Origin of the sequence: Alistipes sp. D31t1_170403_E11, from assembly GCF_015553985.1 — a bacterium.
Classification (GTDB): Bacteria; Bacteroidota; Bacteroidia; order Bacteroidales; family Rikenellaceae; genus Alistipes; species Alistipes montrealensis.
In genome coordinates this window covers 358,314-383,848 of record NZ_JADNHQ010000002.1, presented here as the reverse complement: position 1 = coordinate 383,848, position 25,535 = coordinate 358,314, and the positions used below count along the sequence as shown (strand labels likewise).

Annotated in this window: 19 protein-coding genes; 14 read left to right on the top strand and 5 right to left on the bottom strand. The window is 55.8% G+C overall.

Annotation, left to right across the window (positions count from 1 at the left end; genetic code table 11):
- Positions 1–18: 18 nt before the first annotated feature.
- From rdgB to folE, 3 genes are read left to right on the top strand one after another with little or no spacing between them, the layout of a single operon-like run.
- Positions 19–600, top strand: coding sequence for an RdgB/HAM1 family non-canonical purine NTP pyrophosphatase (gene rdgB / locus I2E69_RS04960; protein WP_195459332.1), 582 nt, complete (start codon positions 19–21; stop codon positions 598–600).
- A gap of 4 nt (positions 601–604) precedes the next feature.
- Complete coding sequence (locus tag I2E69_RS04955; RefSeq protein WP_195459329.1) at positions 605–1,582, top strand: Gfo/Idh/MocA family protein; 978 nt, start codon at positions 605–607, stop codon at positions 1,580–1,582.
- A gap of 20 nt (positions 1,583–1,602) precedes the next feature.
- Complete coding sequence (gene folE, locus I2E69_RS04950; protein WP_195459327.1) at positions 1,603–2,211, top strand: GTP cyclohydrolase I FolE; 609 nt, start codon at positions 1,603–1,605, stop codon at positions 2,209–2,211.
- Between the two features lie 71 nt (positions 2,212–2,282).
- Here the strand turns inward: folE and I2E69_RS04945 are convergent, their stop codons facing one another.
- Positions 2,283–4,604, bottom strand: coding sequence for a PAS domain-containing protein (locus I2E69_RS04945; protein ID WP_195459324.1), 2,322 nt, complete (start codon positions 4,602–4,604; stop codon positions 2,283–2,285).
- Positions 4,605–4,845: 241 nt separating this feature from the next.
- Here I2E69_RS04945 and I2E69_RS04940 point away from each other — a divergent pair, with 241 nt between their 5' ends.
- The 6 genes from I2E69_RS04940 (at position 4,846) to I2E69_RS04915 (ending at position 11,199) form a co-directional block, all read left to right on the top strand.
- Positions 4,846–5,013 (top strand): hypothetical protein, encoded by a 168-nt coding sequence (locus I2E69_RS04940; protein WP_195459321.1) that lies wholly within the window; start codon positions 4,846–4,848, stop codon positions 5,011–5,013.
- 25 nt (positions 5,014–5,038) lie between these two features.
- Positions 5,039–7,648 carry a hypothetical protein gene (locus tag I2E69_RS04935; RefSeq protein WP_195459318.1) on the top strand — a complete coding sequence of 870 codons (2,610 nt, stop codon included), beginning with the start codon at positions 5,039–5,041 and terminating at the stop codon, positions 7,646–7,648.
- A gap of 119 nt (positions 7,649–7,767) precedes the next feature.
- On the top strand, positions 7,768–8,655 hold the full coding sequence (locus I2E69_RS04930) for a hypothetical protein (RefSeq protein ID WP_195459315.1): 888 nt from the start codon (positions 7,768–7,770) through the stop codon (positions 8,653–8,655).
- Between the two features lie 173 nt (positions 8,656–8,828).
- Positions 8,829–9,470, top strand: a complete 642-nt coding sequence (locus I2E69_RS04925) for a DUF4136 domain-containing protein (RefSeq protein WP_195459313.1) — start codon at positions 8,829–8,831, stop codon at positions 9,468–9,470.
- A gap of 25 nt (positions 9,471–9,495) precedes the next feature.
- Positions 9,496–10,122, top strand: a complete 627-nt coding sequence (locus tag I2E69_RS04920; RefSeq protein WP_195459310.1) for an outer membrane beta-barrel protein — start codon at positions 9,496–9,498, stop codon at positions 10,120–10,122.
- Between the two features lie 297 nt (positions 10,123–10,419).
- Positions 10,420–11,199, top strand: coding sequence for a class I SAM-dependent methyltransferase (locus I2E69_RS04915; RefSeq protein ID WP_195459307.1), 780 nt, complete (start codon positions 10,420–10,422; stop codon positions 11,197–11,199).
- 69 nt (positions 11,200–11,268) lie between these two features.
- Here the strand turns inward: I2E69_RS04915 and I2E69_RS04910 are convergent, their stop codons facing one another.
- The 3 genes from I2E69_RS04910 to I2E69_RS04900 all read right to left on the bottom strand — a co-directional run bounded on the left by I2E69_RS04910 (position 11,269) and on the right by I2E69_RS04900 (position 15,794).
- The gene (locus tag I2E69_RS04910) at positions 11,269–12,273 is read right to left on the bottom strand and encodes an aldo/keto reductase (protein WP_195459305.1); all 1,005 of its coding nucleotides are present in this window, start codon (positions 12,271–12,273) and stop codon (positions 11,269–11,271) included.
- 103 nt (positions 12,274–12,376) lie between these two features.
- Complete coding sequence (gene polA / locus I2E69_RS04905; RefSeq protein ID WP_195459303.1) at positions 12,377–15,253, bottom strand: DNA polymerase I; 2,877 nt, start codon at positions 15,251–15,253, stop codon at positions 12,377–12,379.
- An 85-nt stretch (positions 15,254–15,338) separates the two neighbouring features.
- Complete coding sequence (locus I2E69_RS04900; RefSeq protein ID WP_195459300.1) at positions 15,339–15,794, bottom strand: 6-pyruvoyl trahydropterin synthase family protein; 456 nt, start codon at positions 15,792–15,794, stop codon at positions 15,339–15,341.
- A 79-nt stretch (positions 15,795–15,873) separates the two neighbouring features.
- Between I2E69_RS04900 and I2E69_RS04895 the strand changes: the two genes are divergently transcribed.
- The gene (locus I2E69_RS04895; protein WP_195459297.1) at positions 15,874–16,743 is read left to right on the top strand and encodes a helix-turn-helix domain-containing protein; all 870 of its coding nucleotides are present in this window, start codon (positions 15,874–15,876) and stop codon (positions 16,741–16,743) included.
- 66 nt (positions 16,744–16,809) lie between these two features.
- Here I2E69_RS04895 and sppA read toward each other — a convergent pair whose 3' ends face one another.
- Positions 16,810–18,576, bottom strand: a complete 1,767-nt coding sequence (gene sppA / locus I2E69_RS04890; RefSeq protein WP_195459294.1) for a signal peptide peptidase SppA — start codon at positions 18,574–18,576, stop codon at positions 16,810–16,812.
- Between the two features lie 252 nt (positions 18,577–18,828).
- Here sppA and I2E69_RS04885 point away from each other — a divergent pair, with 252 nt between their 5' ends.
- The 4 genes from I2E69_RS04885 (at position 18,829) to metG (ending at position 25,513) form a co-directional block, all read left to right on the top strand.
- Positions 18,829–19,881: an Mrp/NBP35 family ATP-binding protein gene (locus I2E69_RS04885; RefSeq protein WP_195459291.1), complete on the top strand. Its 1,053-nt coding sequence runs from the start codon at positions 18,829–18,831 to the stop codon at positions 19,879–19,881.
- A gap of 388 nt (positions 19,882–20,269) precedes the next feature.
- Entirely contained in the window at positions 20,270–21,211 is a 942-nt protein-coding gene (nadA, locus tag I2E69_RS04880; protein WP_195459288.1) for a quinolinate synthase NadA, read from the top strand.
- 15 nt (positions 21,212–21,226) lie between these two features.
- Complete coding sequence (locus tag I2E69_RS04875; protein WP_195459286.1) at positions 21,227–23,323, top strand: S46 family peptidase; 2,097 nt, start codon at positions 21,227–21,229, stop codon at positions 23,321–23,323.
- Positions 23,324–23,470: 147 nt separating this feature from the next.
- On the top strand, positions 23,471–25,513 hold the full coding sequence (metG, locus tag I2E69_RS04870) for a methionine--tRNA ligase (protein ID WP_195459282.1): 2,043 nt from the start codon (positions 23,471–23,473) through the stop codon (positions 25,511–25,513).
- The last annotated feature ends 22 nt before the right edge of the window (positions 25,514–25,535 follow it).

The window sequence follows — 25,535 nt, the reverse complement described above, 5'->3', positions numbered from 1 at the left end:
TGTCCAAAACAGCAACCGATGAAAATACTTTTCGCCACCAACAACGCCCACAAGCTCACGGAAGTACAGGCCGTGCTGGGCGACGCCTATACGCTCGTGACACCCCGCGACTGCGGCGTTACGGAGGAGATTCCCGAAGAACAGGAGACCCTCGAAGGCAACGCCTCGCAGAAGGCGCACTACCTGCGCGGCCGCACGGGGCTGGACTGTTTCGCCGACGACACGGGCCTCGAGGTCGAAGCGCTGGGCGGAGCTCCGGGCGTCCATTCGGCGCGCTACGCCACCGACGGGCACGACTTTGCGGCCAACAACCGCCTGCTGCTGAGAAATCTCGAAGGCGAACAGAACCGCCGGGCGCGTTTCCGTACGGTCATTTCGCTGCTCCTGGGCGACGAAGAACACCTTTTCGAAGGGATTGTCGAAGGGCGGATCATCGACCATGAGGCCGGGCACGAGGGATTCGGTTACGACCCGCTGTTCGTTCCCGACGGCTACACGAAGACCTTCGCCGAAATGACCACCGAGGAGAAAAACACCGTTTCGCACCGCGCACGCGCCGTACGCAAACTGGCGGCATATCTCCATTCGATTGAAAAATAACCTTATGGAAAACGTCAACTGGGGAATCGTGGGCTGCGGCAATGTCTGCGAACGCAAGAGCGGCCCGCCGATGTACAAAACGAAGCACTCCGCACTGGTGGCCGTCATGCGCCGCGATGCGGAAAAAGCCGCCGATTTCGCGCAACGTCACGGCGTACGGAAAAGCTACACCGACGCAGCGGCACTGATCGCCGATCCGGAGGTGGACATCGTCTACATAGCGACTCCGCCCGACACGCACTGCCGGCTGGCCCGGCAGGTGCTCGAAGCCGGCAAACCTGCCTATGTCGAGAAACCGATGGCGATGACCCATGCCGAGTGCACAGCGATGAACGACGCGGCGGCAAAGGCGGGGCAGAAGCTTTTCGTCGCCTATTACCGCCGGGCGCTGCCTTATTTCCTGAAGGTAAAAGAACTGCTCGACGGGGGCGCCGTCGGCAAACCGCTGACGGTCGGCATCCGCCACTTCCGCCCGGAAAGAGCAGAGGACCGCGATGCGGCAAATCGTCCGTGGCGGCTGTGCCGGGAGGTCGGCGGGGAGGGTTATTTCTACGACCTCGCCCCGCATACGCTCGACATCCTCGATTTCCTGCTCGGGGAGATCGCCGACGCCAAAGGATACAAAACGAACCGCGGCGGATTTTACGACGTGGCCGACACCGTCACGGCAACCCTGCGCTTCGAATCGGGCGTCACGGGGACCGGGACCTGGTGTTTCGCGGCCCCGCCCCAAGCCGCCGAAGACACGGTCACCATCACGGGACGCAATGGCATCATCCGGTTCAGCACCTTTGAGTTCAGCCCCATCGAACTGACGACGGCGCAAGGCACGGAGTTTTTCCGGATCGAACAGCCCGAACACATCCAGGGTCCGCTGATCGAAACGATCGTGGCCGAACTGCGCGGCGAAGGACGTTGTCCCTCGACCGGAATTTCGGCCGCACGGACATCGCAGGTCATGGACTGGATTATGAACCGATAAAAATCGTTATCTTTGCACCCATGGAACTGAAAAATTACGATAAGGAGGAACGGTTCGACCCGGCGACCGTCGAAGCGCTGAAGCTCCACTACACCGAAATACTGCGCCTGCTGGGCGAAGACCCCGCACGCGAGGGATTGCAGAAAACCCCCGAGCGCGTGGCCAAAGCCATGTCGTTCCTGACGAAGGGGTACGACGAAAATCCGCTGGAAATCATCCGCTCGGCGACTTTCCGCGAAGAATACAAACAGATGGTGCTCGTGAAGGACATCGAACTCTATTCGATGTGCGAACACCACATGCTGCCTTTCTACGGCAAGGCCCACGTAGCCTATATCCCCAACGGCCATATTACGGGACTTTCGAAGATCGCGCGCGTAGTGGAGTGCTTCGCCCGCCGCCTGCAGGTGCAGGAACGGCTGACGGTGCAGATCCGCGACTGTATCCAGGAGGCGCTGAATCCGATGGGAGTAGCCGTGGTGATTGAGGCCAGCCACATGTGCATGCAGATGCGCGGCATCGAAAAACAGCAGTCGGCCACTACGACTTCGGCGTTCACGGGTATTTTCCTCTCCGACCACCGCACGCGCGAAGAGTTCATGACCCTGATTTCACACCACTACCGGTAGACCGGAAGAAGGCAAAGGACACGAAAAAACCGCACACTTCAACGGTGTGCGGATTTTTTTATCCGGAACGGTCATGCTTTTTTCAAGTCGACCAACACGCTGTTCAGCGCCTTGTTGAGCGAGTACTGCGACAAGGGTTTGATCAGGAAGTCGTTACAGCCGGCCTCCTTCGCCAGGCCGGCGTCGTTGGCATAGGAATAGGCCGACATGGCCACGATCGGAACGTCCGGCGACATAACCCGGATACGGCGCGTAGCTTCAAGCCCGTCCATCACCGGAAGACGCACGTCGATCAGTACGGCATCGGGCCGCACGCGTTCGAACTGCTCCACGACCTCAGCCCCCGTAACGGCGCGCACAAGCCGGAAACTCCGGCTCAAAACAGCTTCGATCAGCCGGAAGCTCGGGTCGGAATCCTCGCCGACAAGCAGCGTCCAGCGGCCCGAAGACCCCTTCTCTCCCGGAGCAGCACCGGCATCCTCCGCCGGAAGGTCCCGGTGCTCCATCGGAATCGAAAAGCAGAACCGCGTTCCCTTGCCGACCTCCGATTCGACGCCGATCGTTCCGCCGATCCGCTCGACGATCATTTTCGAAATAGCCAGCCCGAGTCCGGTTCCCGAGGCAAAATCGTTCAGTTTGACGAAACGGTCGAAAATGGTCCGCACCTTCTCCGGCGGAATACCCACGCCCGAGTCCTGAACGTAGAACTCGATATGGTCGCCGCAGATGTCGAACCCGAAGCGGATCGAACCGCTCTCGGTGAACTTCGCGGCATTGTTCACCAGGTTGGTGATAACCTGCGCCAGCCGGTTCTGGTCGCAGACGATCTGCACATTCTCGTATTTCTCCTCGAAAACAAGCTCCACGCCCGGTTTCAAACGCGTTTTGTGGACCTCGTATTCCGAACGGCACAATTCGTTGAGGTTCATCGGTTTGAACTTGAATTCGAGCGTCCCGGCCTCGATCTTCGAGATGTCGAGAATGTCGTTAATCAGTTGCAGCAGCAAATCGGAGTTGGTGTCGATGATCTCGGCATACTGCTCTTTCTCCTCCTCGGTCTCGGCCGATCCGATCAGTTTGGCGAAGCCTACGATGGCATTGAGCGGCGTACGGATTTCGTGGCTCATGTTGGCCAGGAACGCCGACTTGAGTTTGTCGGACTCCTCGGCGCGGATACGCGCCTCGACGATCTCCAGTTCGGCATTTTTCAGGTCCGTGATGTCCCACGACACACCGATGATGAGCGGCAGGCGGTTTTCGACCGGGACCAGCGATTTCGAGGTGTTGACGATGCGCGTTTCGCCCGCCGTGTTGACATATTCCTCCACAAAGGTCACCCGTTCGCCCGTTCGCAGCAACTCCAGGTCGTCGCGGCGGAAATGCTCGGCATCCTTCGGATTGGGGAAAATCTCCGAATCGGTATGCCCGATCGCCTTCTCGACCGGAATGCCCGAATATTCGGCGAAAGCCCGGTTCCAGTAGAGATAGCGGAAATCGTTGCCGGGATCCTTCACGAAAAGATAAACCGGAATGTTGTTGAGGATGCTGTCGAGGATCGAATTCATCTCCTTGACCTTGTTCTCGTGTTCGATGCGCAGCGTCACGTCGCGGCCGAAGAACCAGACGATCTCGCGCTCCTTGAAATGGTCGTAGATGATATAAGCCACAACGTCCCAGGCCATGATGCGGCCCTGGCCGTCCTTAAAACGCACGGTATACTTGTGCGATCCCCCGTCACGGCGGATTTTCCGCAGGCGGTCCTCCCACTGCTGCTTCGTACCCTTGAACGACCAAAACTCGTAGACCTTGTGGCCGGAGAGTTCGTCCGTAATATTGTGGCGCAGGCGGTACTGCTCGTTGGCGTACTCCATCGTGCCGTCCAAGTCGCAGGCGTAAATCTCCTCGTCGACGTTGTTCAGCGCGTATTTGACCATCTCCAACTCGTGCTTGGCCACCTCGGCATCGGTAATGTCGCGGCAAATGCAGAGCGCATGCTCGCTGTCGAGCGGGAAAATGCGGTTTTCGTAGTTATGTGTTATGCCTTCGAGTGTGATGTCATGGTGCGACGAAGAGCCGTAACCCGTGGCAAAGACGTTTTCGAGGTTGTTGCGCACATTATGGTACGCCTCGGGAGAGAGCATCTCCCGGATATTCTGGCCGACGATCTCGCTGCTCGGAGCGCCGACATGGTTGGTTTCGTCTGAAGACACCAACTCGACGAGTTGTCCCCGCCGGTCGAGCACGGTCAGCATATCGGGGATGGAATCGAGAATCTTGCAGGCATAACGCTCCCGGAAGCGCTCTGTGCTCCCGGCCTCCAGTCCGAGTTGCCGTTCAAGCTCCTCGATCCGGCGAATCAGCTCCTCGCGGGAACTGTCATCATATCGGCTCATAATAATTCAGTATTGGAGGGAGTAAGTCTCTAACAAAGGTAGCATAATTATGCTATTTAGAAACAAATCGTTTCAAAAATCCCTGAAAAACACATTATCCTGCGAGCTAAAATTATTGATTTATAAGAAAACAATTTGGAAATGTAGCTCAGATTACATATATTTGACCAAGCCGCTATTTTGGTTAACCAAACTGGTGAGCCAAAAAACCTTTTACCTAACCTACAAAAACCTAACCTCCATGAAAAAAATCGACCGAATTATTTTCCGGGGGGGGGAAATTAGCTACACGCCTCCCGCCATTGATGTAATCGAAATTACACTCGAAAGAGGCTTCGCCCAGTCGGCATACGACAATTGGAACGACGGGGATGAAACGATGGACGACAACGACCTCGGTTCGTATTAACCCCACCTCCAAACAGCGTACAGCCATGAGACTGAAACTAATTATCGGGGGTTTAATGCTGAATGCATTGAGCCTTGCGGGATGTCAAAAAGACATTACGGAAAGTCCGGATTCCGGACAACAAACAATCGCCCGTTCGTTCACCGTTTCCGGCGAGGAGTGGGCGGAAGACGAAACCCGGTCGGGATACGATCCCTCCCTGCCGGGCATCAAACTGACCGGCGACGAGAAAATTTCGGTGTTCTATTGCAAGTTCACCACGGCCGGCGCAACGGCAGAGTTGCAGGACAAGGTGATCGCCGCTCCGGGAACAACACGCGGCGACTATTCGTTTTCGCATCCCGCGATTTCCGGCATTGAGGCATACAATTACTATTTCGTCATGCCGAACCTGTCCTTTTCGAAAGTCGGCGGTTCCACCAAAGCCCAGACTTACCATCGTTTAAGCCCGGTACAACTGCCGGAAGCAAACTCCTTCGATCCTGACTACGACTACCTGATCGGCCAGCCGCAGGAAAACCTGTCACAGCAGACGACTTTGTCGCTTACACAGTTCAAGCGCTTTTTTACGCCGCTGCGAATCGACATCACCGACGGAAGCAATGTGTTTGCCGGCGAAAAAATCCGGGCGGCGACCATATCGTTCGCTGCGACAGCCAGTCAGACGCAAAATCTTGCTGGACTCTTTTACGTCAACTATTCGACGAATTTCGCGGAATGCAAAGTCAACAGCTGGTTTCAGACCAGCGAAACCAACGCCCTGACGGCTCTCTATCCGGAAGGTCTTCCGGTAGCGGCAAACGCCTATCCGATCTGGTTTATGGTCAATCCCACGACGATTCCGGCCGGAAACCTCACCGTGACCGTTTCGACCGACACGAAGACAATAACCCGTACAGCCGCTCTTCCGCTCCTCAACGTAAATCCCCACCAGATCAATCACATCGGATTCAACGTTTCGGGAACGGGATATACGCAAGAAAAGTCGTTTACCCAGGATTTTTCGACGTTTTCCAATCCCTCCGCTGATATGCTGCTCCAGGCAGGTGACGGGAACGCTTACACATGGAACATGGCGGAAGCGCGGGCCTGGACGGACTCCGAAGGGACGCTACCCAATGCGCTCCGCATGAACGCCTCGACAAGCATCACGCTGCCCCGACCCATCGGAATAACGGGAATCACGAAACTACGCATCGTCCAACATGCCAACAATTATACGAACAATGCCCAATTAGAGCTTTGGGCGAACGGTGCGAAGGTCGGCGGGCCCTACGAATTCGGCTATTATGGAACTCTTGCAAAGAGCGGCGGCGTCTGTGAAATCGACATCCCGGCGGCAGACCAAGGCAAAACCTTCGTACTGAAAAATACCGGAACCAATCCCTGTTTTATCAGCAGCATTACAGCGGTCTACACCGGAACGATTGTCGCTGTCGACGAAAACGACTATCTGGATATGTACAACAAAGGGTACGACATTGTTATCGGCGGCATTACGGTCAACAAGACGAACTATCCGACAGCCGCCACCGTTACCAACGCCTCCGACATGATCGCAGCGATCAGGACCGGCGGAGTGATCTTTGTGGACAGCAATACCCCCGATGCAACCCCAAACCGCTGGGTCATGAGTTCCTCAGGATTCGTAACCAAAGAAACAATTCTGATCGGACGTTACGTCGATTCACAGCCCGCTATCCAGGCTTACAACGGAACAACAGGGTCTTATATCGCGGTCCGTTGCACCGATGCGAATTTCATCTGCAAGAACTTGGGCTTCGACGCTCCATACACAAACGACTTCCTGCTTTCGAGCGATGCCGGGAGCACACCTACGGGCCGCATTGCTAAAGTCGTGATCGAAGACTGTTCATTCGCACTGAAAGGAAACCTGCTCAACGACCAAGGTAAAGAGCACTGGATCGCCAACACGGTTATCGACAATTCCATCGTAAAATTCTACGGAGACGCGACCGGCAAGGCTTTATATTACGCAGCCGGGAATACCGGAGGCAGCGCAGGGACTCGCGACACCAAAAAGGCAAACGCAACTGAACTGGAAAGCATTAGGCTGACCAACAATGTAGTATATGCCGCAGGAACCCCCTCGGCAATGAAATTCAGCCTCGTCTTTATCGACAACGCCAGTTCGGAATATAACACCGCAAATGCAATCGTTTCTGCCAAAAACAACACCCTATACAATATCTGGCACGGCAACGGCATGATCAGTTGTTACAACGCCAAATCAATGGAGTTTTCCTACAACGTCGGAGTCCTCGACGGCGGCTCCGCCGCAAAATCGAGTTATTGCATCGGTTACGGAGGGACTGATCCGGTAGGAGCAAACATTACCGTATACTTTACCCGGAATTATTGCTATTCGACCGACGCCACCAACAAGTGGAAAAATTTCTGGCAGACATCAACCGGAAAGGTCAGCAATGTATCGGAAACTCCGGGAGAGAAGGGCAGCAACAGTCTTGCGCTGGACGCAAGTCCGCTGTTAATTTCGAATATCGCCGATCCGGCAAATCAAGGCGACTATATGCCTGTCGTATCCGGAAGCACGGCTGAAACGGCCGGAGCGGGAGCCTCCTACACAACCAAACGCTGGAAAACCTGGGAATAACCCGGTGCTTCCGATACAATGAAAAAGGGCGCCTTTCGGCGGCCCTTTTTTATTTACCTCAGATGTCATTGAAAACCAAAAAACAGTATCTTTACCCCGCAAACGAAACTCTTCATTCCATGAAACTTCTTCACTTTTTTGCCTGTGCGGCCGCTGTTTTCGCAGCGGGCAATACTTCGGCGCAAAATCCCGCCCCGGAAAAAGAGACGGTGATCGTCGATCTCTTTTTCCACGACCGGGCCGTTCCGGCTCCTTATGCCGAAACGCTGCGCGGATATGTCCTCGGGGCTTTTGCCGACCGGGGACGCCATAACGTCATCGACGCTGAACGTTCGGCGGCCGGGCCGGTTCCCGGACCCGGCGTCACCACCCCGGAGAATGCTACGGCCGACATGAGTGCCTTTCTGGAACTGCGCGCCCCGCAGGCCGCCGCAGAAGGCGCGCGATACCTCGTCAGCGGGGCGATTGTGGATTACAAATTCGAACACGCCCAACTGCCGCCGACGGACAGCAAAAACCCGCCCCGCCAGGGCTTTAAAGCCACGTTCCGCGTCGTCATTTCGGGCCTCGACCTCAAACTGGGCAAACGGCTGCCCGACGAGCCTTATACCCTGACGGCCACGGCTCCGGCGGCCACCGATGCCGATATGGCGGCATTGACCCGCATCCGCGGTTCGCTGGGGTATTACATCGACCGCAACTTCAAGTTCGAAACGCTGATCCTCGACCTTTGCGCACCCGACAAAAAGGGCCGCATCCGCGAACTGTACATCCACAGCGGCACGCAGATGGGCGTTAAGGTCGGCGACCTCTTCCTGGTTTACGAAGAGAGCGCCGTCGGCGGGGTAATGATGCGTCAACAGATAGGCCGCCTGCGCGTGAACGACGTTGAAAACCCGGACGTGGCACGCTGCAAAATCGCCAAGGGCGAAGACGAAATCGCCGAAGCGTTCCGTGCCGGCCGCGGCCTGATCTGCGTCAGCGACGGCAAGGCGTTCGGTTTCTGACCTGCAAAAACACCAATGTTCAACCGGGATTCCCTGCGGGGTGTTCCGGTTTTTTCGCGTCCCGAAAACGGCTCATTTATACACGTTTCGGGCTTCGGAACGCCAAACGTTCGCGCGGGGAACGAAATTTGAAACGACATGCAGGACAGCAAACCAAAAAAAATTCAAACACCATGAACGTCAAAAAAATCCGTTACATTGCACTCGCACTCGTTGTAGTTGCGTTCTGCTCGTGCCAGAAAGAACCCTCGACGTCGGATCTCCACAGGGATTATCTGGTCTACACCGCTCACGATACCGGCACCGACTTCGCCGCGATCGACACTTACTACCTCCCCGACAGCATCCTCATTATCGGGAACAGCGACAAAACCGAATACTGGAAAGACGCCGACGCACTGGCGATCGTCGGCACGGTGGCCGGCAAACTCGACGATGCGGGCTACACACGCACCGAAGACAAAGATGCTGCCAGCGTGGGTATCCAGCTCAGCTATGTCAAGAAAGTGACCTACTTCGTAGGCTATGACTATCCTTACTGGTGGTGGTACTATCCCTACTACTGGGCTCCCGGCTACTGGGGCGACTGGGTAGGCTGGCACTATCCTTACAGCGTTTACTACGGATACACCGCCGGTTCGCTGCTGATGGAAATGCTGGATCTTCAGGCCGACCAGGAGAGCGGCAAGAAACTGCCCATCGTATGGGACAGCTTTATCGGCGGCCTGCTGACCTCCGACGCCGACCTCAACCAGCAGCGCACGATCGCCGCCGTCGAGCAGGCGTTCGAACAGTCGCCTTACCTGGCCAAATAGTTTAACAGCAAAAAATCGTCCGATTATGAAAACATCGAAATACCTCAAAACCATCGCTTTCTGCGTCTTCATGCTCGCCGCAGCCATGCCGGGCAAAGCGCAGGTATTCCCCAACACGTACATCAACATCGACTGGCAGGTAGGCGTGCCTCTGGGCGCCGATTTCGCCGACAAGACTTCGGGCTGGGGCATGAACTTCGAAGGCGGCTACTTCGTAACGCCGGCAATCACCGTAGGTCCGTTTATCTCCTACCAGACCAATCTTCAGACCATTGAGCGCCAGACGCTCGACCTGGGCAACGGCTCGGCTCTGACCACCAACCAGAAACACGCGCTGTTCCAGTTGCCGTTCGGTGTCACGGGTCGCTACAACTGGCTTACCGACAGTGTATTCCAGCCCTATGCAGGACTGAAACTGGGCGCTAATTACGCCGAAATGTCGTCTTACTACTACATCATCAAGCAGTACACCGACACCTGGGGATTCTATCTCTCGCCTGAAATCGGCGTGTCGATCTTCCCGAGGCCCGACTACCGGCTGGGGTTCCATGTAGCGCTCTATTACAGCTACGCAACCAACAGCGGCGACGTGCTGACCTACTCGATCAACAACATCAATAACTTCGGAATCCGCGTCGGTATCTCTTTCTGACGCCGCGGGTGACGCCTCGACAGGAAGCGCCGGACCTTTTTGCAGGGTCCGGCGCTTTCAATTTTATCCCGCGCCATCAAGGGCATCCGCCACCGCCTCAGCGGTTTTTGGCATTTCGGAATTTTGTGCGTAACTTTGCAAAACCAAAACTATTGGATGTTTAAAAAGGATTCGGCATCGTAGGAATCCATGCCTTAAAATGGATTCCGTTTTCTTCGCACATCCGGACAACTCTGTCCGGAAGAGTTTTTATGTACAATTTCCTGCCGTCGACGTACGGCACAAAATCAAAAAAACATGAACAAAGAAAACAAAGAACCGATTTTCGAATTCGATTTCACCCTCATAGCAAACTTTTTCTGCGGCATCGACCGACAGGGTCCCGGCAGTGACGAACAGACTCTTCGGGCATTGGAATTTATCGACACGAACCGCACGGGACTGCGCATCGCCGACATCGGCTGCGGTACGGGACGGCAGACCGAAGTACTCGCCCGGCACTTGGACGGCACGATCACGGCCGTCGACCTGCTGCCCGAAATGATCGCCGGACTCGGCGCACGGATGCAGAAAGCGGGTCTGAGTGACAAGGTTACGGGCATCGTCGGCTCGATGGACGACCTGCCGTTCGCGGACAATTCACTGGATATCATCTGGGCCGAAGGTTCGATCTACAACATCGGTTTCGAAAGGGGACTGACCGAGTGGCGGCGAATGCTCAAACCCGGCGGCGCGATCGCCGTGACGGAGTGCTCGTGGCTCTCGGCCAAAACACTCCCGGAGTCGGCGTTCATTCGGGACAATTTCCCCGAAATCGACACCCCCTCGGCAAAAATCCGCATCCTGGAAAACGCCGGATATGCACCGCTGGCCCATTTCATCCTGCCCGCAACCTGCTGGACGGACAATTATTTCGATCCGGTCGCCGCGCGCATCCCCGGCTTCCTGGAGGAGCAGGGCCACAGCCCGGTCGCCGTCAGGATGGCCGGCCTGATGGGAGAGGAGAGGGAGCATTACCGGAAATACGGAACGTATTACGGATATGTCTTTTACATCGGACTCAAACCGGAAGAGTAATTCCTACGCATAGACGAGAGACCCGCTTTCTGAGGAAAGCGGGTCTCTTTTTTCGGTTCCGGAAGCTGGTTATTCCCGCGAAAGAGCGTCGATACGCGCCAGTTCCTCCGCGGAGAAAGAGGCGTTCTCCAGGGCCCGCAGGTTGTCTTCGATCTGCGCCGTGGAACTGGCGCCGATGATCACCGACGTAACGCGGTTGTCGCGCAGGAGCCACGCCAGCGCCATTTCGGCCAGCGTCTGACCGCGCTGCCGGGCGATGTCGTTCAGGCCGCGGAGGCGTTCGAGCATGGCATCGGTCAGCACGTCGCGCTGCAAGGAACGGCCTGCGGCCATGCGCGAATCCTGCGGAACGCCGTCGAGGTAACGCCCCGTCAGCAGCCCCTGGGCCAACGGCGAAAAGGCGACGAACCCCGAGCCCGACGCGGCGGCCAGCGACAGCACGCCCGAAGTCTCGGGCTGACGGTTGAAAATGTTGTATTTATCCTGGAAAACGAGACAAGGAACATCACGCTCGGCAAGGTAACGAAACGCAAAACGCGCGGCTTCGAGCGGGTAGCGCGACAATCCGACGTAAAGTGCCTTGCCGCGGCGGACGATGTCGACCAATGCCTGGAGGGTCTCTTCGAGCGGGGTCTCGGGATCGTGGCGGTGCGAATAGAAGACATCCACATAGTCGAGTTTCATGCGGCGCAAACTCTGGTCGAGACTCGCCATAAGGTATTTGCGCGACCCCCAGTTGCCGTAGGGACCCGGCCACATGTCGTAACCCGCTTTGGTCGCGATGAACATTTCGTCGCGGTAGGGGCGGAACGACCGTTCCATCAGGCGGCCGAAATTCGCTTCGGCCGTGCCATAGGCCGGTCCGTAATTATTGGCAAGGTCGAAATGGGTGATTCCGCGGTCGAAGGCGTAGTGCGCCATCTGCTGCACCTTGGAAAAGGTCTGCTCGCTGCCGAAATTGTGCCACATACCCAGCGAAAAGGCCGGCAGGAGCACGCCGCTGCGCCCGGCACGCCGGTAAACCATACCGTTCGCATAACGGTCCGGCGACGGTTGATAGGGTGATTCGATCATAGTTGTAAAATTTAACGCTCAAAAGTCTCCCTTCCCAAAGGGAGATTCAGAGGGATTGTCAGCATAGATGCGCACGGCGCATTGATTGCGAAAATATTCACAATCAATGAGCTTCCAACCAGTTATTTCCGACTCCTGCATCGGCAATCAGCCGGACTTTGAGCTGCGCGGCCGATTCCATACATTCGGTGACGATCGCCGTGACGCGCTCCTGCTCCGAGCGGAGCATGTCGACGACCAATTCGTCGTGCACCTGCAGGATCACCCGCGAGCGGATGCCCTCGGCGGCGAACCGGCGGTGAACGTTGATCATGGCGATCTTCATAATGTCGGCTGCAGAGCCCTGGATCGGGGCGTTCACGGCATTGCGCTCGGCAAGGCCGCGGGCAATAGCATTGTGCGACGAAATGTCGTTGAGGTAACGGCGGCGGCCGAAAATCGTCGATACGAACCCTTCCTCCTTGGCCTTCTCGACCACGTTGTCCATATACTCCTTGACCCCGGGATAGGAGGCGAAATAGCCGTCGATGATGTCCTTGGCCTCCTTGCGGGGAATTTCGAGCCGCTGGCTCAGGCCGAAGGCCGAAATACCGTAGATGATGCCGAAATTGGCCGTCTTGGCCCGGCGACGCTCTTCGGAGGTCACCTCTTCGAGCGTTTTGTTGAAAAGTTTGGCAGCCGTGGCGGAGTGGATGTCCTCACCGTGCTCGAAGGCCGCAATCAGCGACTCGTCGCCCGAGAGATGGGCCATCAGGCGCAGTTCGACCTGGCTGTAATCGGCAGAGAGCAGCAGGTGGTCGTCGTCCGACGGAATGAAGGCTTTGCGGATGCGGCGGCCCATGTCGTCGCGGACGGGGATGTTCTGCAGGTTGGGATTCGTCGACGAAAGACGCCCCGTGGCGGTCACAGCCTGGTTGAACGAGGTGTGGATACGCCCCGTGGTACGGTTGACCAGCTGGGGCAGCGCCTCGACATAGGTGGAAAGCAGTTTCTTCACACCCCGGTATTCGAGGATCAGGTCGACGATGCGGTGTTTGTGGGCGAACGACTGGAGATAGTCCTCGTCTGTGCAGAACTGCTTGGTTTTGGTCATCTTGGGCTTCTCGGCGATACGCATTTTGCCGAACAGCACCTCGCCCAGCTGGCGGGCGGAGTTGATATTCAGATTCGGCTCGCCCGCCTCGATGCGGATCACCGCCTCCAGTTCCGCGAGTTTGCGGTTCAACTCGACGGCGTACACGGCCAGCGCTTCGGAATCGATCCTTACGCCCGCCATTTCGATGTCGGCAAGTACGGCGATCATCGGTTCCTCGATCTCGAAATAGAGGTGCTGGAGCCCGATTTTTTCGACCATGGGGTAGAGCACCTGCTTGAGCTGCAGCGTCACGTCGGCGTCTTCGGCGGCGTACTCCTTGACGCGCTCGACGTTTACAAGGTCCATCGTCAGTTGTTTCGAGCCCTTGCCGATGAGCGTTTCGATCTCAATCGGTTTGTAATTGAGGTATTTTTCCGAGAGGGCGTTCATGTTGTGCCGCGACTCGGGATCGAGCAGGTAGTGGAGGATCATCGTGTCGTACATGCGGCCCCGGATCGTAATGCCCAGCCGGCGCAGCACCATCAGATCGAACTTGATGTTCTGGCCGATCTTGGCGATCGTTTCATTTTCGAACAGCGGCCGCACGATCTCGGTGTATTCGGCGGTATTCTCCTCCCTGAAAGGCACGTACCACGCCTTGAAAGGCTCCACGGCGAGCGACAGGCCGACGATGCGGTCGTTGAAGATGTCGAAGCCCGTGGTCTCGGTGTCGAAGCAGAATTCGGGGTATTTCCCGACCTCGGCAATCACCTCCCGCAACTGCGCGGCATTCTCCACCAGCGTGTACTCATGGGGGGTATTCTGGGCTGTTTTGAACTGCATCGCCTCGGCTTCGGCCTGGAGTTCGGCCACGGGAACCTCCTGCATCGACGGAAGCGGCACGACCGGGTCGCCGAACAGGTTGCCCTGGCCCGCCAGCGCAGCCTTTTTCGCCGCGGCCGACTTGGCGCGGGCCATCTCCGCCAACTGGGTCTGCGCCTCCTGGCGCGGCCCTTCGGGAAGCTCCTCGGCAGGCGCGAGGTTTGCCAAATCGTTTATAAAAGCTTTGAAATCGAGCTCGGCGAAGACCCCGCGCAATTCGTCGATATGGGGTTCGCAGACCGTGAGGTCTTCCTCGCGGAAGGGGATCGGGACATCGAGGCAGATGGTCGTGAGGCGTTTGGCCAGCCGCAGGTTGTCGGCCCACTCGGCGATCTTCTCACCCTGCTTGCCCTTGATTTTCGAGACGTTGTCGAGGATGTTTTCCACCGTTCCCCACTCCTGTACCAGTTTGCAGGCACTCTTCTCGCCGATGCCCGGCACACCGGGAATGTTGTCCGAAGCATCGCCCCACAGAGCGAGGATGTCGCGCACGAGCTGCGGATCGTCGATGCCGTATTTCTCGCGGATCGCATCGCGGCCCACGATCTCGATACTCCCTTCGGCGCCGCGCTGCTTGTAGATGCGGCAGTTGTCGCGGACCAACTGGCCGTAATCCTTATCGGGCGTCACCATATAAACGTCGTATCCGGCCTCGACACCCTTCTGCGAGAGGGTTCCGATCACGTCGTCGGCCTCGTAACCGGCGACTTCGAGGATCGGAATGCACATGGCTTCGAGCACACGTTTCACATAGGGAACAGAAAGCAGGATGTCCTCGGGAGTCTCGGTCCGGTTGGCCTTGTACTCGGGGAAGATGTCACGCCGGAAACTGCCGCCCTTGGGATCGAAGGCCACACCCAGCAGGTCGGGCCGTTCGCGTTTCTGAATGTCGCGCAGGAACTTCACGAAGCCGAACACCACGGAGGTGTTCATCCCCGCACGGTTACGCATGGGACGGCCCAAAAAAGCATAGTAATACTTGAAAATCAACGCATAGGCGTCGACCAGAAAGAGTTTTTTCATATTAGATAAGTTGCGTCAATTAGAGTCACCTTCTCCCGTTGCGGGCATTTTCACAAATCCACAGCACCGGGAATCCCTTTTTATTTCAATCCATATTGTCTTCGGCAAACCATTCGGCGAACGAGGTTGCGGTTTCATGCAGGCGCAGCGAATGGAGCGCAACGCCTTCGGGCAGTCGGGCGGCGATGCGGGCGGCGAAATCGCCCAGCATATTCTCGCACGTCGGCTGGTAACCGACCGCAACGACATTGTCGAAGCGCTCCGTGAGCACACGCCGGAGTTCTGCCCCGGACTCCGTATCGCGCAGCACCAGGGCATGGTCGAAACGCGAAACGATCTCCTCGTTCACGATTCGTTTCAACACGCCGAAATCCAGCACCATGCCGCATTTCGGGTTCGCAGCATCGTCCGCCGGCACGCCTTTAACCGTCACGAAAAGGCGGTAGGAATGGCCGTGAATCTCGCGGCACGGTCCGTCGTATCCCTCGAGCGCGTGGGCTGCCTCGAACGAAAATTCTTTTGTCAATCTGATAACTGTCATAATGCAAAGATAGTGTAAAGCGGAAAATATTCTCCCCGATCGGACGTTTCTGTTTAAAATTAGTTATATTTGCCCGACTATGAAGCAAATTCTCGCAGATATTAAACCTGTGGGCAGCAACAATTTATTCGTTACCCACTATTGGCCCGACAAGCAGACCGATCCGCCGCTCCATTACCACGAAGACTACATGCTCTGCCTGACACTTCACGTGCGCGGCAAACGCATTATGGACAACGTGGTCGAGGATTTCACCGAAAAAGACCTCGTACTCATCAATCCCGGCACACCGCATTGTTTCAAGCGTGACGCAGCGTATGCCGACGCCGCATGCGAAACCTCAACGGTCATGTTCAGCCACGATATGCCGGAGTGGAAACTCCTCGCCCTGGATCACATGATACCCATCCGCGACCTGCTGCTGCGCCCCGTGGCAGGACTGCGTTTTTCCAAAAAAATAATCGACTCCGTACTCGACCGGATGCTGCAACTGCCCAAGCTCAGCGGTTTTGAAGCCGTCTCGCTCTTTTTCAACATCCTCAACGACCTTGCCACAGCACCGCCCGAAGAGGTCGAACCGATCGGTTCACGCCACAGCGGGTCGTATCAGGACCACCGGGTGCAACGGATCGTCCTGTTCGTGGAAGACAATTATCCCCGGAAACTCACGCTCGAAGAGATCGGCCGCGCGGTAGGCATGTCCCCGTCGTCGGTATGCCGCTACTTCAAGCGCCGCACGCACCAAAACCTGTGGGAGTACATCAACAGTTTCCGCATCAACCGTGCAGCGCAGCTTATCATCGAAACACAGCTCCCGATTTCGGAAATAGGTTCCCGGTGCGGATTCAGCAATATCTCGAATTTCAACCACCTGTTCCGCGGCCATCTCGGAACCACGCCCAGCGACTACCGCCGGCGGTTCCGGACATCGCCCCTCACGGCAGAGTGACCCGCATACTTACATAAAAACAGGCGACCCTGAGAAGATCGCCTGTTTTCGTATCGTCGGTCGAAGTTAGCGTAACTCGACCTTGTAAGGCGAGTACATCAGGACGCCTTGCTGGCTCAGGGCCTCGCGCACGGCGTTGTACTCCTTCATCATCAGGCCCAGCTCCGAGCGGGCGAATGCTTCGCGGACGCTCACGTTCAGCGAAGCGATGATTGCGGCAAAACCCGTCGGCTCCTCCTTCACTTCGACCACCCGGTAGTTGTCGCCCAATTCCGCTTTGTCGACGGCCAGCGCGATCGCCGTTTTCAAACCTCCGTAAGTGTCGATCAGACCGATTTCCAGGGCATCCTGACCCAGCCAGACACGGCCTCCGGCGATGTCGAGGACCTTCTCGATGGGCAGGTTACGGCCTTCGGCGACATTGTTGGTAAAGGTCGTATAAACCCGGTCCACGCCGCGCATGATCATGGCACGCTGGACGGGCGACAGCGGTTCCGAACCTGCAAAGTCGGCCGCAGCATTACTCTTTACGCCATCGACAGTAATGCCCAGCTTGTTTTTCAGGGCATCGCGCGTATCGAGGAACATGCCGAATACGCCGATCGAACCCGTGAGGGTCATTTTGTCGGCTACAATGGCATCGGCCGGGCAGGAGATGTAGTAACCGCCGCTGGCTGCATAAGAGCCCATCGACACGATGACGGGTTTCTCGGCACGCAGGAGTTCGATTTCACGCCAGATGACATCCGAAGCCAATGCGCTTCCGCCGGGGGAGTTGACACGCAGCACGACGGCTTTGACCTTCTCGTTATCACGCACACCGGCGATCTCCGAAGCCAGCGTATTGCCGTAAATCTCCCTGCCGTAGCCCTCGCCGTCGACGATCTGTCCGTCGGCATAGACAATAGCCACCTGATCGGCGGAGATATTTTTCAGGTCGGCCCCTACCTGTGCGGCATAGTCGCCCAGCGTAATGAAATCGTAGTCGGAGGAGACGCCCAGTTCGGCAAAGATATCGTCCATCTGGTCTTCGTAGACCAGACTGTCGACAAGTCCCTTTTCGAGGGCGTCTTCGGGAAGTGCAACCTCCAGTTTGTCGGCTATTTCGTTCAGCGTCTTCAGTTCGATTCCGCGCGACTCGGCGACGGCTCCGGAGATAACGCCCCACATCGAACTGACGAGGCTCTGCATCTGTTCGCGGTTGGCGTCGGACATCTTGTTATAGATATAAGGTTCTACGGCGCTCTTGTATTTGCAGGCCGTAGGGCGGAACACTTCGGCCTTGAGGTCGAGTTTATCCAGCAAACCCTTGTAGAACATCAGGTTCATGGCCAGTCCCGACCACTGCATGCCGCCTTCGGGCTGCATATAGATCTTATCGGCAACCGAAGCGAGGTAGTACTGTCCCTGCGAATAGACCTCGTTATAGGAGACCACGAACTTGCCGCTCTGCTTGAATTCCACGATCGCTTCGCGGAGTTCCTCCAGGATCGCCGAGCCGGTAACGCCGCCGTTGCCGTTCATCCGCAGGTAGATGCCCTTGATGCGGTCGTCGTCACGGGCAGCTTCGAGGGCGCGGAGCGCCTTCAGGAGCGGCAACTGCCGCTGGGTTTGGAGCGTCATCAGGTCGAGGCCCGCCAGCGGATCGGACGACGGAGCGTCGGTCAGCATCTCCGAGAAGTCGATTTTCAGGATCGACTCGGGATGTACAGTAACGCTCTTCTCCATCGAACCGGCTATGCCCAGCAAAATGAAAATCCACAGGAAAAATACCAGGAACGTTCCCACGATGACCGCGAGAAGCCCTGCCAGAAAAGTCTTGAAAAAATTCATAGTTGTTATAATTTGTTGTTGTCTTTCGTTTATGCGATGATGCAAATATAGCATTTTTTTACGAAAAACAAATAAAATTTATCGTTTTTCGATAAAATAAATCCATATACTATATATATTCTCTAAAATATACGTTATCTTTGTCGAAGATAAACACCGGCAAAGACAGGCGCGCGCCGGCACAGTCCGGATAAATCCGGATTTTCGCCCGGTCCGTACTGCCGTTGTCCAAACGAACCACCGAAATACGACATGGAAGAAAGAATCAAAAAACTGCTTGCATCGGTCGTCCATCCGGAAACGGGACAGGACATCGTCACGAGCGGATTTATCGAACATACGGCATCCGCCGAAGGCAAGGTCACCGTCGTGCTGCGCTTCGCCAAGGCCCGCGACCCGTTTGCGGTGAAGATCAAGAATCAGGCCGAGGCCCTGTTGCGTGAGGCGTTCCCGGGTGCGGAAGTGCTCGTGGTCATCAAAGAGGGCGGCGCGGCTCCGCGTCCCGAACCCAAGTTGCAGACCACCACGGGCGGTATCGCCCGCGTGATCGCCGTCGCGTCGGGCAAGGGCGGGGTAGGCAAGTCGACCGTTACGGCCAACCTGGCCATCGCCCTGCGGAACATGGGCTTCCGCGTGGGAATACTCGACGCGGATATTTACGGACCGTCGCAGCCCAAGATGTTCGGCGTGGAGGGTTACGTGCCCGAAGCCGTGGCGGAAGACGGGGTAGACCACATCGTCCCGGCCGAGTCGATGGACATCCGCCTGATGTCGATCGGGTTCTTCATCAAGCCCACCGATGCGTTGCTGTGGCGCGGCGCGATGGCGGTCAGCGCCCTTAAACAGATGATTCACCAAACCCGGTGGGGAACCCTGGACTTCCTGCTGGCGGACCTGCCTCCCGGTACGGGCGACGTACACCTGTCGATCATCGGCGAACTGAAAATCGACGCCGCGGTGATCGTTTCGACCCCCCAGCAAGTGGCCGTTGCCGACGTGGTGCGGGGTGTGGAGATGTTCCGCAACGAAAATGTCAACATCCCGGTAGCAGGCATCATTGAAAACATGGCGTGGTTTACACCCGCCGAGCTGCCCGAAAACCGTTATTACCTCTTCGGCCGCGGCGGAGCGCGGGCATACGCCGAAAAGAGCGGAGTGGATTTTCTGGGTGAAATACCTATCATCCAGTCGATTATGGACGGTGCAGAGGCCGGGACGCCCGCAGCGGGGAGCGACTCCCGTGTCGAAGAGTACTACCGGGAAATCGCCGAAAAGATTGTCGGTAAAGTGGTAAAAAACGGTTGATAACTTGTCGAAAACCGGGTTGATAACCGATGATAAAGAATGAAAAGTCGGGGCCGAAAAATTTGCTTTTCGAAAAAGAAGGCAGGTATAAAAATCTTTTCGCCGAAACCAAATTTTCTTTTCAGAAGTTGTCACGGTGCGGGAACGGCCGAAACCGGAACAGAATGTTAAAAACAAATGGCTGTCGATATGTGGACAACCCTTTTCAACAAATGTTCACTACTTTTATTTATTATTGATTCTTAATAAATTAAAAGGAAAAAGAAAGAACAGTGAAAAGGAGAAATGTTGATTGCCGATTTCCGAACGGAGTTGTCAACAGTATGAACAGCTATTCTATTTATTCTTCTTTATTTATTTAAATTTATTAAAGGAATAAAAATAAAAAATGAATGTGGAAAACAACTCCGAACTCAGCCGCCGTATCGGGGAACTGAAGCGTGAGAAAAACGCCGTGATCCTGGCGCACTACTATACGACGCCCGAGGTGCAGGCCGTCGCCGACTTCCTGGGCGATTCGCTCGCCCTGTCGGTGCGGGCACAGTCGGTCGACGCCGATATCATCCTCTTCGCCGGAGTGAACTTCATGGCCGAGACCGCGAAGGTCCTTTGCCCCGGGAAGAAGGTGCTGCTCCCCTGCCCCGAGGCGGGATGTTCGCTGGCCGAGTCGTGCGATGCGAAAGACCTGGCCGCGTTCAAGGCGGAACATCCCGGACATACGGTCGTTTCCTATGTGAATACGACGGTCGGCGTAAAGGCGCTGACCGATATTTGCTGCACGTCGTCCAACGCTCTGAAGGTCGTGGAGTCGATTCCCGCCGACCAGCCGATCATCTTTGCGCCCGACCGGAACCTGGGAGCCTATATCCAGAAACTCACCGGGCGGCAGAACATGCTGCTGTGGGACGGCGCCTGCCATGTTCACGAAGAGTTTTCGCTGGAAAAACTATTGAAACTAAAGGAGGAACATCCTGCGGCGAAGGTAGTCGTGCATCCCGAATGCCGGGCCTATATTATTGCGGTTGCCGATTACGTGGGGTCTACGGCAGGTATCCTGGAATATTGCGGCAGGAGCGATGCGCAGGAGTTTATCGTGGTGACCGAATCGGGAATCCTCTCCGAGATGAAAAAACGCTATCCCGGAAAGACCTTTATTCCGGCGCCTCCCGACGATGAGACGTGCGGGTGCAACAACTGTAAATATATGAAGATGGTGACGCTGGAGAATATCTGCGCGTGCCTCGAAAACGAATCGCCCGAGGTGTTGCTCGACGAAGAGGTGCGCCGCGCGGCGGAACGCTCCATCCTGAATATGATCAATGTCAAATAATTTTTAATACTTTTTATGAAGAAAATCTTTTTACTGCTCGCCGCGGCATGCGTCACGCTTTCGGCAGCGGCCGACGAGGGCATGTGGATGCTGCCCTATCTCCAGAAAATGAACAGCAAGGATATGAAGGCGCGCGGATGCAAGCTCACGTCCGAGGAGATTTACAGCATGAACAAATCTTCGCTCAAGGACGCCATCGTCATCTTCGGGGGCGGATGTACGGGTGAGATCGTGTCGCCCGACGGATTGCTGTTCACCAATCACCATTGCGGTTACGGCTCGATTCAGTCCCTTTCGTCGGTGGAGCACGACTACCTGAAAAATGGCTTCTGGGCCATGTCGCGTGCCGAAGAACTTCCGGCTCCGGGACTCAAGGTGCGGTTTATCCGCAAGATCGTCGACGTGACTCCCGACGTGCTGGGCGCCGTGCCCGACATCGCCGGCGGGAAAGAACGCGAGGAACTGGTCGCCGGACAGGTGAAGGCCGTTTCGGAACGCCTCGGCGGCGAGAATCCCGGGATGGAAGTGGAGGTCAAGCCCTTCTTCGGCGGAAACCAGTATTTTGCTTTCGTGATCGAGGTCTTTACCGATGTGCGCCTGGTCGGCGCGCCTCCCACGTCGATCGGCAAGTTCGGCGGAGACACCGACAACTGGATGTGGCCGCGTCATACGGGCGATTTCTCGGTCTTTCGGGTCTATGCCGGACCCGATAATAAGCCGGCGGAGTATTCGCCGGAAAACCGCCCTTATAAAGCCGAAAAATTCCTGAAGGTTTCGCTCAACGGATTCGACGAGGGCGACTTTGCGATGATCATGGGTTTCCCGGGTTCGACGCAGCGTTACATGACCTCCTATGAGATCGACCGCCTGCTCGAAGTGGAGAATCCGCAGCGTATCTTTATCCGGGGCGAACGCCAGGCCATTCTGAAAGAGGATATGGCGGCCAGCAATAAGGTTCGTATTCAGTATGCTTCGAAGTATGCCCAGTCGTCGAACTACTGGAAAAATTCGATCGGCAAGTCGCGCGGCATCAAGCGCCTCGACGTGAAGGGCCGCAAGCAGGAGCAGGAGGCGGCGTTCGCCGCCTGGGCCGCGAAGAACACGCTGCCTACCGAAGGGTATTCCAATGCGCTGAACATGATCCGCGAATCGGTGGAGGAGACAGCTCCTTATTTCGCTTCGAGTCAGTATCTGAGCGAGGCGATCGGCCGTGCTGTGGAGATTCTTTCGCCGGCGCGTTTGGCCGTTATGAAGAAGGGCGATGCGCTGAAGGAGTCGCTGAAGGGTTTCTATAAGGATTACAATATGCCGACCGACCGGCGTGTGGCGAAACGGATGTTCCAGATTGTCAAGGAGAATTGCAAGGAGCTGCCTTCGGTATTCGCCGATGTGATCGACAAGCAGTTCGGAGGAAATACGGATGCGTATGTCGATTACCTTTACGACAATTCGGTTTTTGCCGATGAACAGAAAGCCTTGGCGGCCGTTGAGGCCGGAACGGATATTTCGAACGATCCGGCCGTGCTGCTGAGCAAGTCTTACAGTGCCAAGATGCGTGAACTCGCCGGGGCACAGGTAGCCGGGAAGCAGAAATTTGCAGACGGACAGCGGCTTTATATCGCGGGCCTGATGCGCATGCAGCCGAACAAGGCGTGGGCTCCGGATGCGAACTTCACGCTTCGCCTGACCTATGGACGGGTTCTGCCTTACGATCCGGCGGATGGAATCAGCTACAATTATTATACGACCCTCAAAGGCGTGATGGAGAAGGAGAATCCGCAGAATCCTACGGAGTTTACGGTTCCTGCGAAGCTCAAAGAGCTTTATGCGGCAAAGGATTTCGGCCGCTACGCCAATAAGAAAGGCGAACTTCCCGTGGCGTTCCTTGCCGACTGTGACATTACGGGCGGTAATTCCGGTTCGCCGGTTCTCGATGCGAAGGGAGCTTTGCTCGGACTGGCTTTCGACGGTAACTGGGAAGCTATGTCGGGAGATGTGGCTTTTGAGCCGGAATTGCAGCGGACGATTGCTGTCGATGTACGTTATGTGCTGTTTGTGATCGACAAATTTGCCGGCGCCGGATGGCTGCTCGACGAATTGCAGTTCGAATAACGACCGGATTTTCCGGTAAAACCATGGAGGCGTGCCCGGCGGGTGCGCCTCTTTTGTTAAAACCTTTCACAAAATATGCGGTTTTCGTTCCCGATTCCCTTAAAAATTCGTAATTTTGACAGAAATTAGTAATACTGTATTCGTTTTATGGCAAAAGAGTTCAAACGCTACCTCGTAACATCGGCACTCCCCTATGCGAACGGTCCGGTACATATCGGCCACCTGGCGGGAGTTTACATACCTTCGGATATTTATACCCGTTACCTGCGGCTCAGGGGACGCGACGTGATTTCGGTCTGTGGATCGGACGAGCACGGCGTGCCCATTACGATCAAGGCCCGCAAAGAGGGTGTAACGCCCCAGCAGATCGTGGACCGTTACCATGCGCTGATCAAGAAATCGTTCGAGGGGCTGGGAATGTCGTTCGATATTTATTCGCGCACTTCGTCGAAGACCCATGCCGAAACCGCGTCGGCGTTTTTCCGCAAACTCTACGACGAGGGTAAATTCATTGAAAGGACTTCGTTACAGTATTACGACGAGGAGGCGCAGACTTTCCTGGCCGATCGTTATATCGTGGGAACCTGTCCGAAATGCGGGAATGACCGTGCTTACGGCGACCAGTGCGAGAAGTGCGGTTCTACCCTCTCGCCCGACGAGTTGATCGATCCGCACAGTGCCGTGTCGGGTTCCGTGCCTGTAAAGCGTGAAACGAAGCATTGGTATCTGCCGTTGGATCAGTATGAAGGATTCCTGCGCGAGTGGATTCTGGACGGACATAAGGAGTGGAAAACAAATGTTTACGGGCAGTGTAAGAGCTGGCTTGACGGCGGTTTGCAGCCGCGTGCTGTAAGCCGCGACCTCGATTGGGGCATTCCGGTTCCGGTGGAAGGCGCCGAAGGTAAGGTGCTCTATGTCTGGTTCGACGCTCCGATCGGTTATATATCTGCTACAAAAGACCTTACGCCAGACTGGGAGCGTTATTGGAAGTCGGAGGAGACCAAGATGGTTCATTTTATCGGTAAGGATAACATTGTCTTCCACTGTATCGTCTTCCCGTCGATGCTTAAGGCGCACGGTGACTATATCCTGCCGGAAAACGTTCCTGCCAATGAATTCCTGAACCTTGAAGGCGACAAGATTTCGACTTCGCGCAACTGGGCCGTGTGGCTGCACGAATACCTCGAAGAGTTCCCTGGTAAAGAGGATGTGCTGCGTTATGTATTATGTGCCAACGCTCCCGAAACGAAAGATAACGACTTTACGTGGAAGGATTTCCAGGCGCGTAATAACAACGAGTTGGTTGCCGTACTGGGTAATTTTGTGAATCGTGCATTGGTGTTGACGCAGAAGTATTATGGCGGCAAGGTTCCGGCATGCGGAAGCCTGACAGATTATGACCGCCAGTCCATTGCGGAAGTGGTCGCCGTAAAGGCTTCGCTCGAGGGGAATATCGAGAATTACCATTTCCGCGAAGCTCTGAAAGACGCCATGAATATTGCGCGTATCGGGAATAAATACCTGGCCGATACTGAACCGTGGAAGGTGATCAAGACCGATCCGGCCCGGGTGGAGACGATTTTGAATGTGGCTTTGCAGATCACGGCCAATACGGCGATTGCCATCGAACCCTTTATGCCGTTCTCTGCGGAGAAAATTCTTCGGATGCTGGCTGTCGATAAGTTCGGTTGGGAACGTCTGGGGGCAATGGATTTGATTCCGGCTGGGCATATGATCGGAGAACCTGCCCTGCTGTTTGAAAAGATCGAGGACGATGTGATTCAGGCGCAGTTGGATAAACTTGCGGCGACCAAAGCAGCCAATGAAGCGGCTGAATCATTGCAAAGTATTGAACCTCAAAAAGATACGATTAAGTTCGACGATTTCCAGAAAATGGATATTCGTGTTTCGACGATTCTGGCTGCGGAAAAAGTTGCCAAAACGAAGAAATTGTTGAAATTGACGATCGATACGGGTATTGACAAGCGCGAAATTGTTTCGGGTATCGCCGAACATTTTACTCCTGAAGAACTCGTAGGACAACAAGTGCTTGTGTTGGTAAATCTTGCTCCGCGCGAACTGAAAGGCATCCTTTCGAACGGTATGATTCTGATGGCGGAAGATGCTTCTGGAAAATTGCGTTTGTTGCAACCCGGAGAAAAGACCAATAACGGTGCTGTTGTCGGTTAAAAATAAATTTTCGGTAAATCTT

Coding starts and splice junctions, on each gene's coding strand:
- I2E69_RS04895 (WP_195459297.1), top strand. CDS start 15,874: ATGAAGCAAATTCTCGCAGATATTAAACCTGTGGGCAGCAACAATTTA.
- I2E69_RS04930 (WP_195459315.1), top strand. CDS start 7,768: ATGAAACTTCTTCACTTTTTTGCCTGTGCGGCCGCTGTTTTCGCAGCG.
- I2E69_RS04915 (WP_195459307.1), top strand. CDS start 10,420: ATGAACAAAGAAAACAAAGAACCGATTTTCGAATTCGATTTCACCCTC.
- folE (WP_195459327.1), top strand. CDS start 1,603: ATGGAACTGAAAAATTACGATAAGGAGGAACGGTTCGACCCGGCGACC.
- I2E69_RS04940 (WP_195459321.1), top strand. CDS start 4,846: ATGAAAAAAATCGACCGAATTATTTTCCGGGGGGGGGAAATTAGCTAC.
- metG (WP_195459282.1), top strand. CDS start 23,471: ATGGCAAAAGAGTTCAAACGCTACCTCGTAACATCGGCACTCCCCTAT.
- I2E69_RS04955 (WP_195459329.1), top strand. CDS start 605: ATGGAAAACGTCAACTGGGGAATCGTGGGCTGCGGCAATGTCTGCGAA.
- I2E69_RS04875 (WP_195459286.1), top strand. CDS start 21,227: ATGAAGAAAATCTTTTTACTGCTCGCCGCGGCATGCGTCACGCTTTCG.
- rdgB (WP_195459332.1), top strand. CDS start 19: ATGAAAATACTTTTCGCCACCAACAACGCCCACAAGCTCACGGAAGTA.
- I2E69_RS04920 (WP_195459310.1), top strand. CDS start 9,496: ATGAAAACATCGAAATACCTCAAAACCATCGCTTTCTGCGTCTTCATG.
- sppA (WP_195459294.1), bottom strand. CDS start 18,576: ATGAATTTTTTCAAGACTTTTCTGGCAGGGCTTCTCGCGGTCATCGTG.
- I2E69_RS04945 (WP_195459324.1), bottom strand. CDS start 4,604: ATGAGCCGATATGATGACAGTTCCCGCGAGGAGCTGATTCGCCGGATC.
- I2E69_RS04935 (WP_195459318.1), top strand. CDS start 5,039: ATGAGACTGAAACTAATTATCGGGGGTTTAATGCTGAATGCATTGAGC.
- I2E69_RS04925 (WP_195459313.1), top strand. CDS start 8,829: ATGAACGTCAAAAAAATCCGTTACATTGCACTCGCACTCGTTGTAGTT.
- polA (WP_195459303.1), bottom strand. CDS start 15,253: ATGAAAAAACTCTTTCTGGTCGACGCCTATGCGTTGATTTTCAAGTAT.
- I2E69_RS04885 (WP_195459291.1), top strand. CDS start 18,829: ATGGAAGAAAGAATCAAAAAACTGCTTGCATCGGTCGTCCATCCGGAA.
- I2E69_RS04910 (WP_195459305.1), bottom strand. CDS start 12,273: ATGATCGAATCACCCTATCAACCGTCGCCGGACCGTTATGCGAACGGT.
- I2E69_RS04900 (WP_195459300.1), bottom strand. CDS start 15,794: ATGACAGTTATCAGATTGACAAAAGAATTTTCGTTCGAGGCAGCCCAC.
- nadA (WP_195459288.1), top strand. CDS start 20,270: ATGAATGTGGAAAACAACTCCGAACTCAGCCGCCGTATCGGGGAACTG.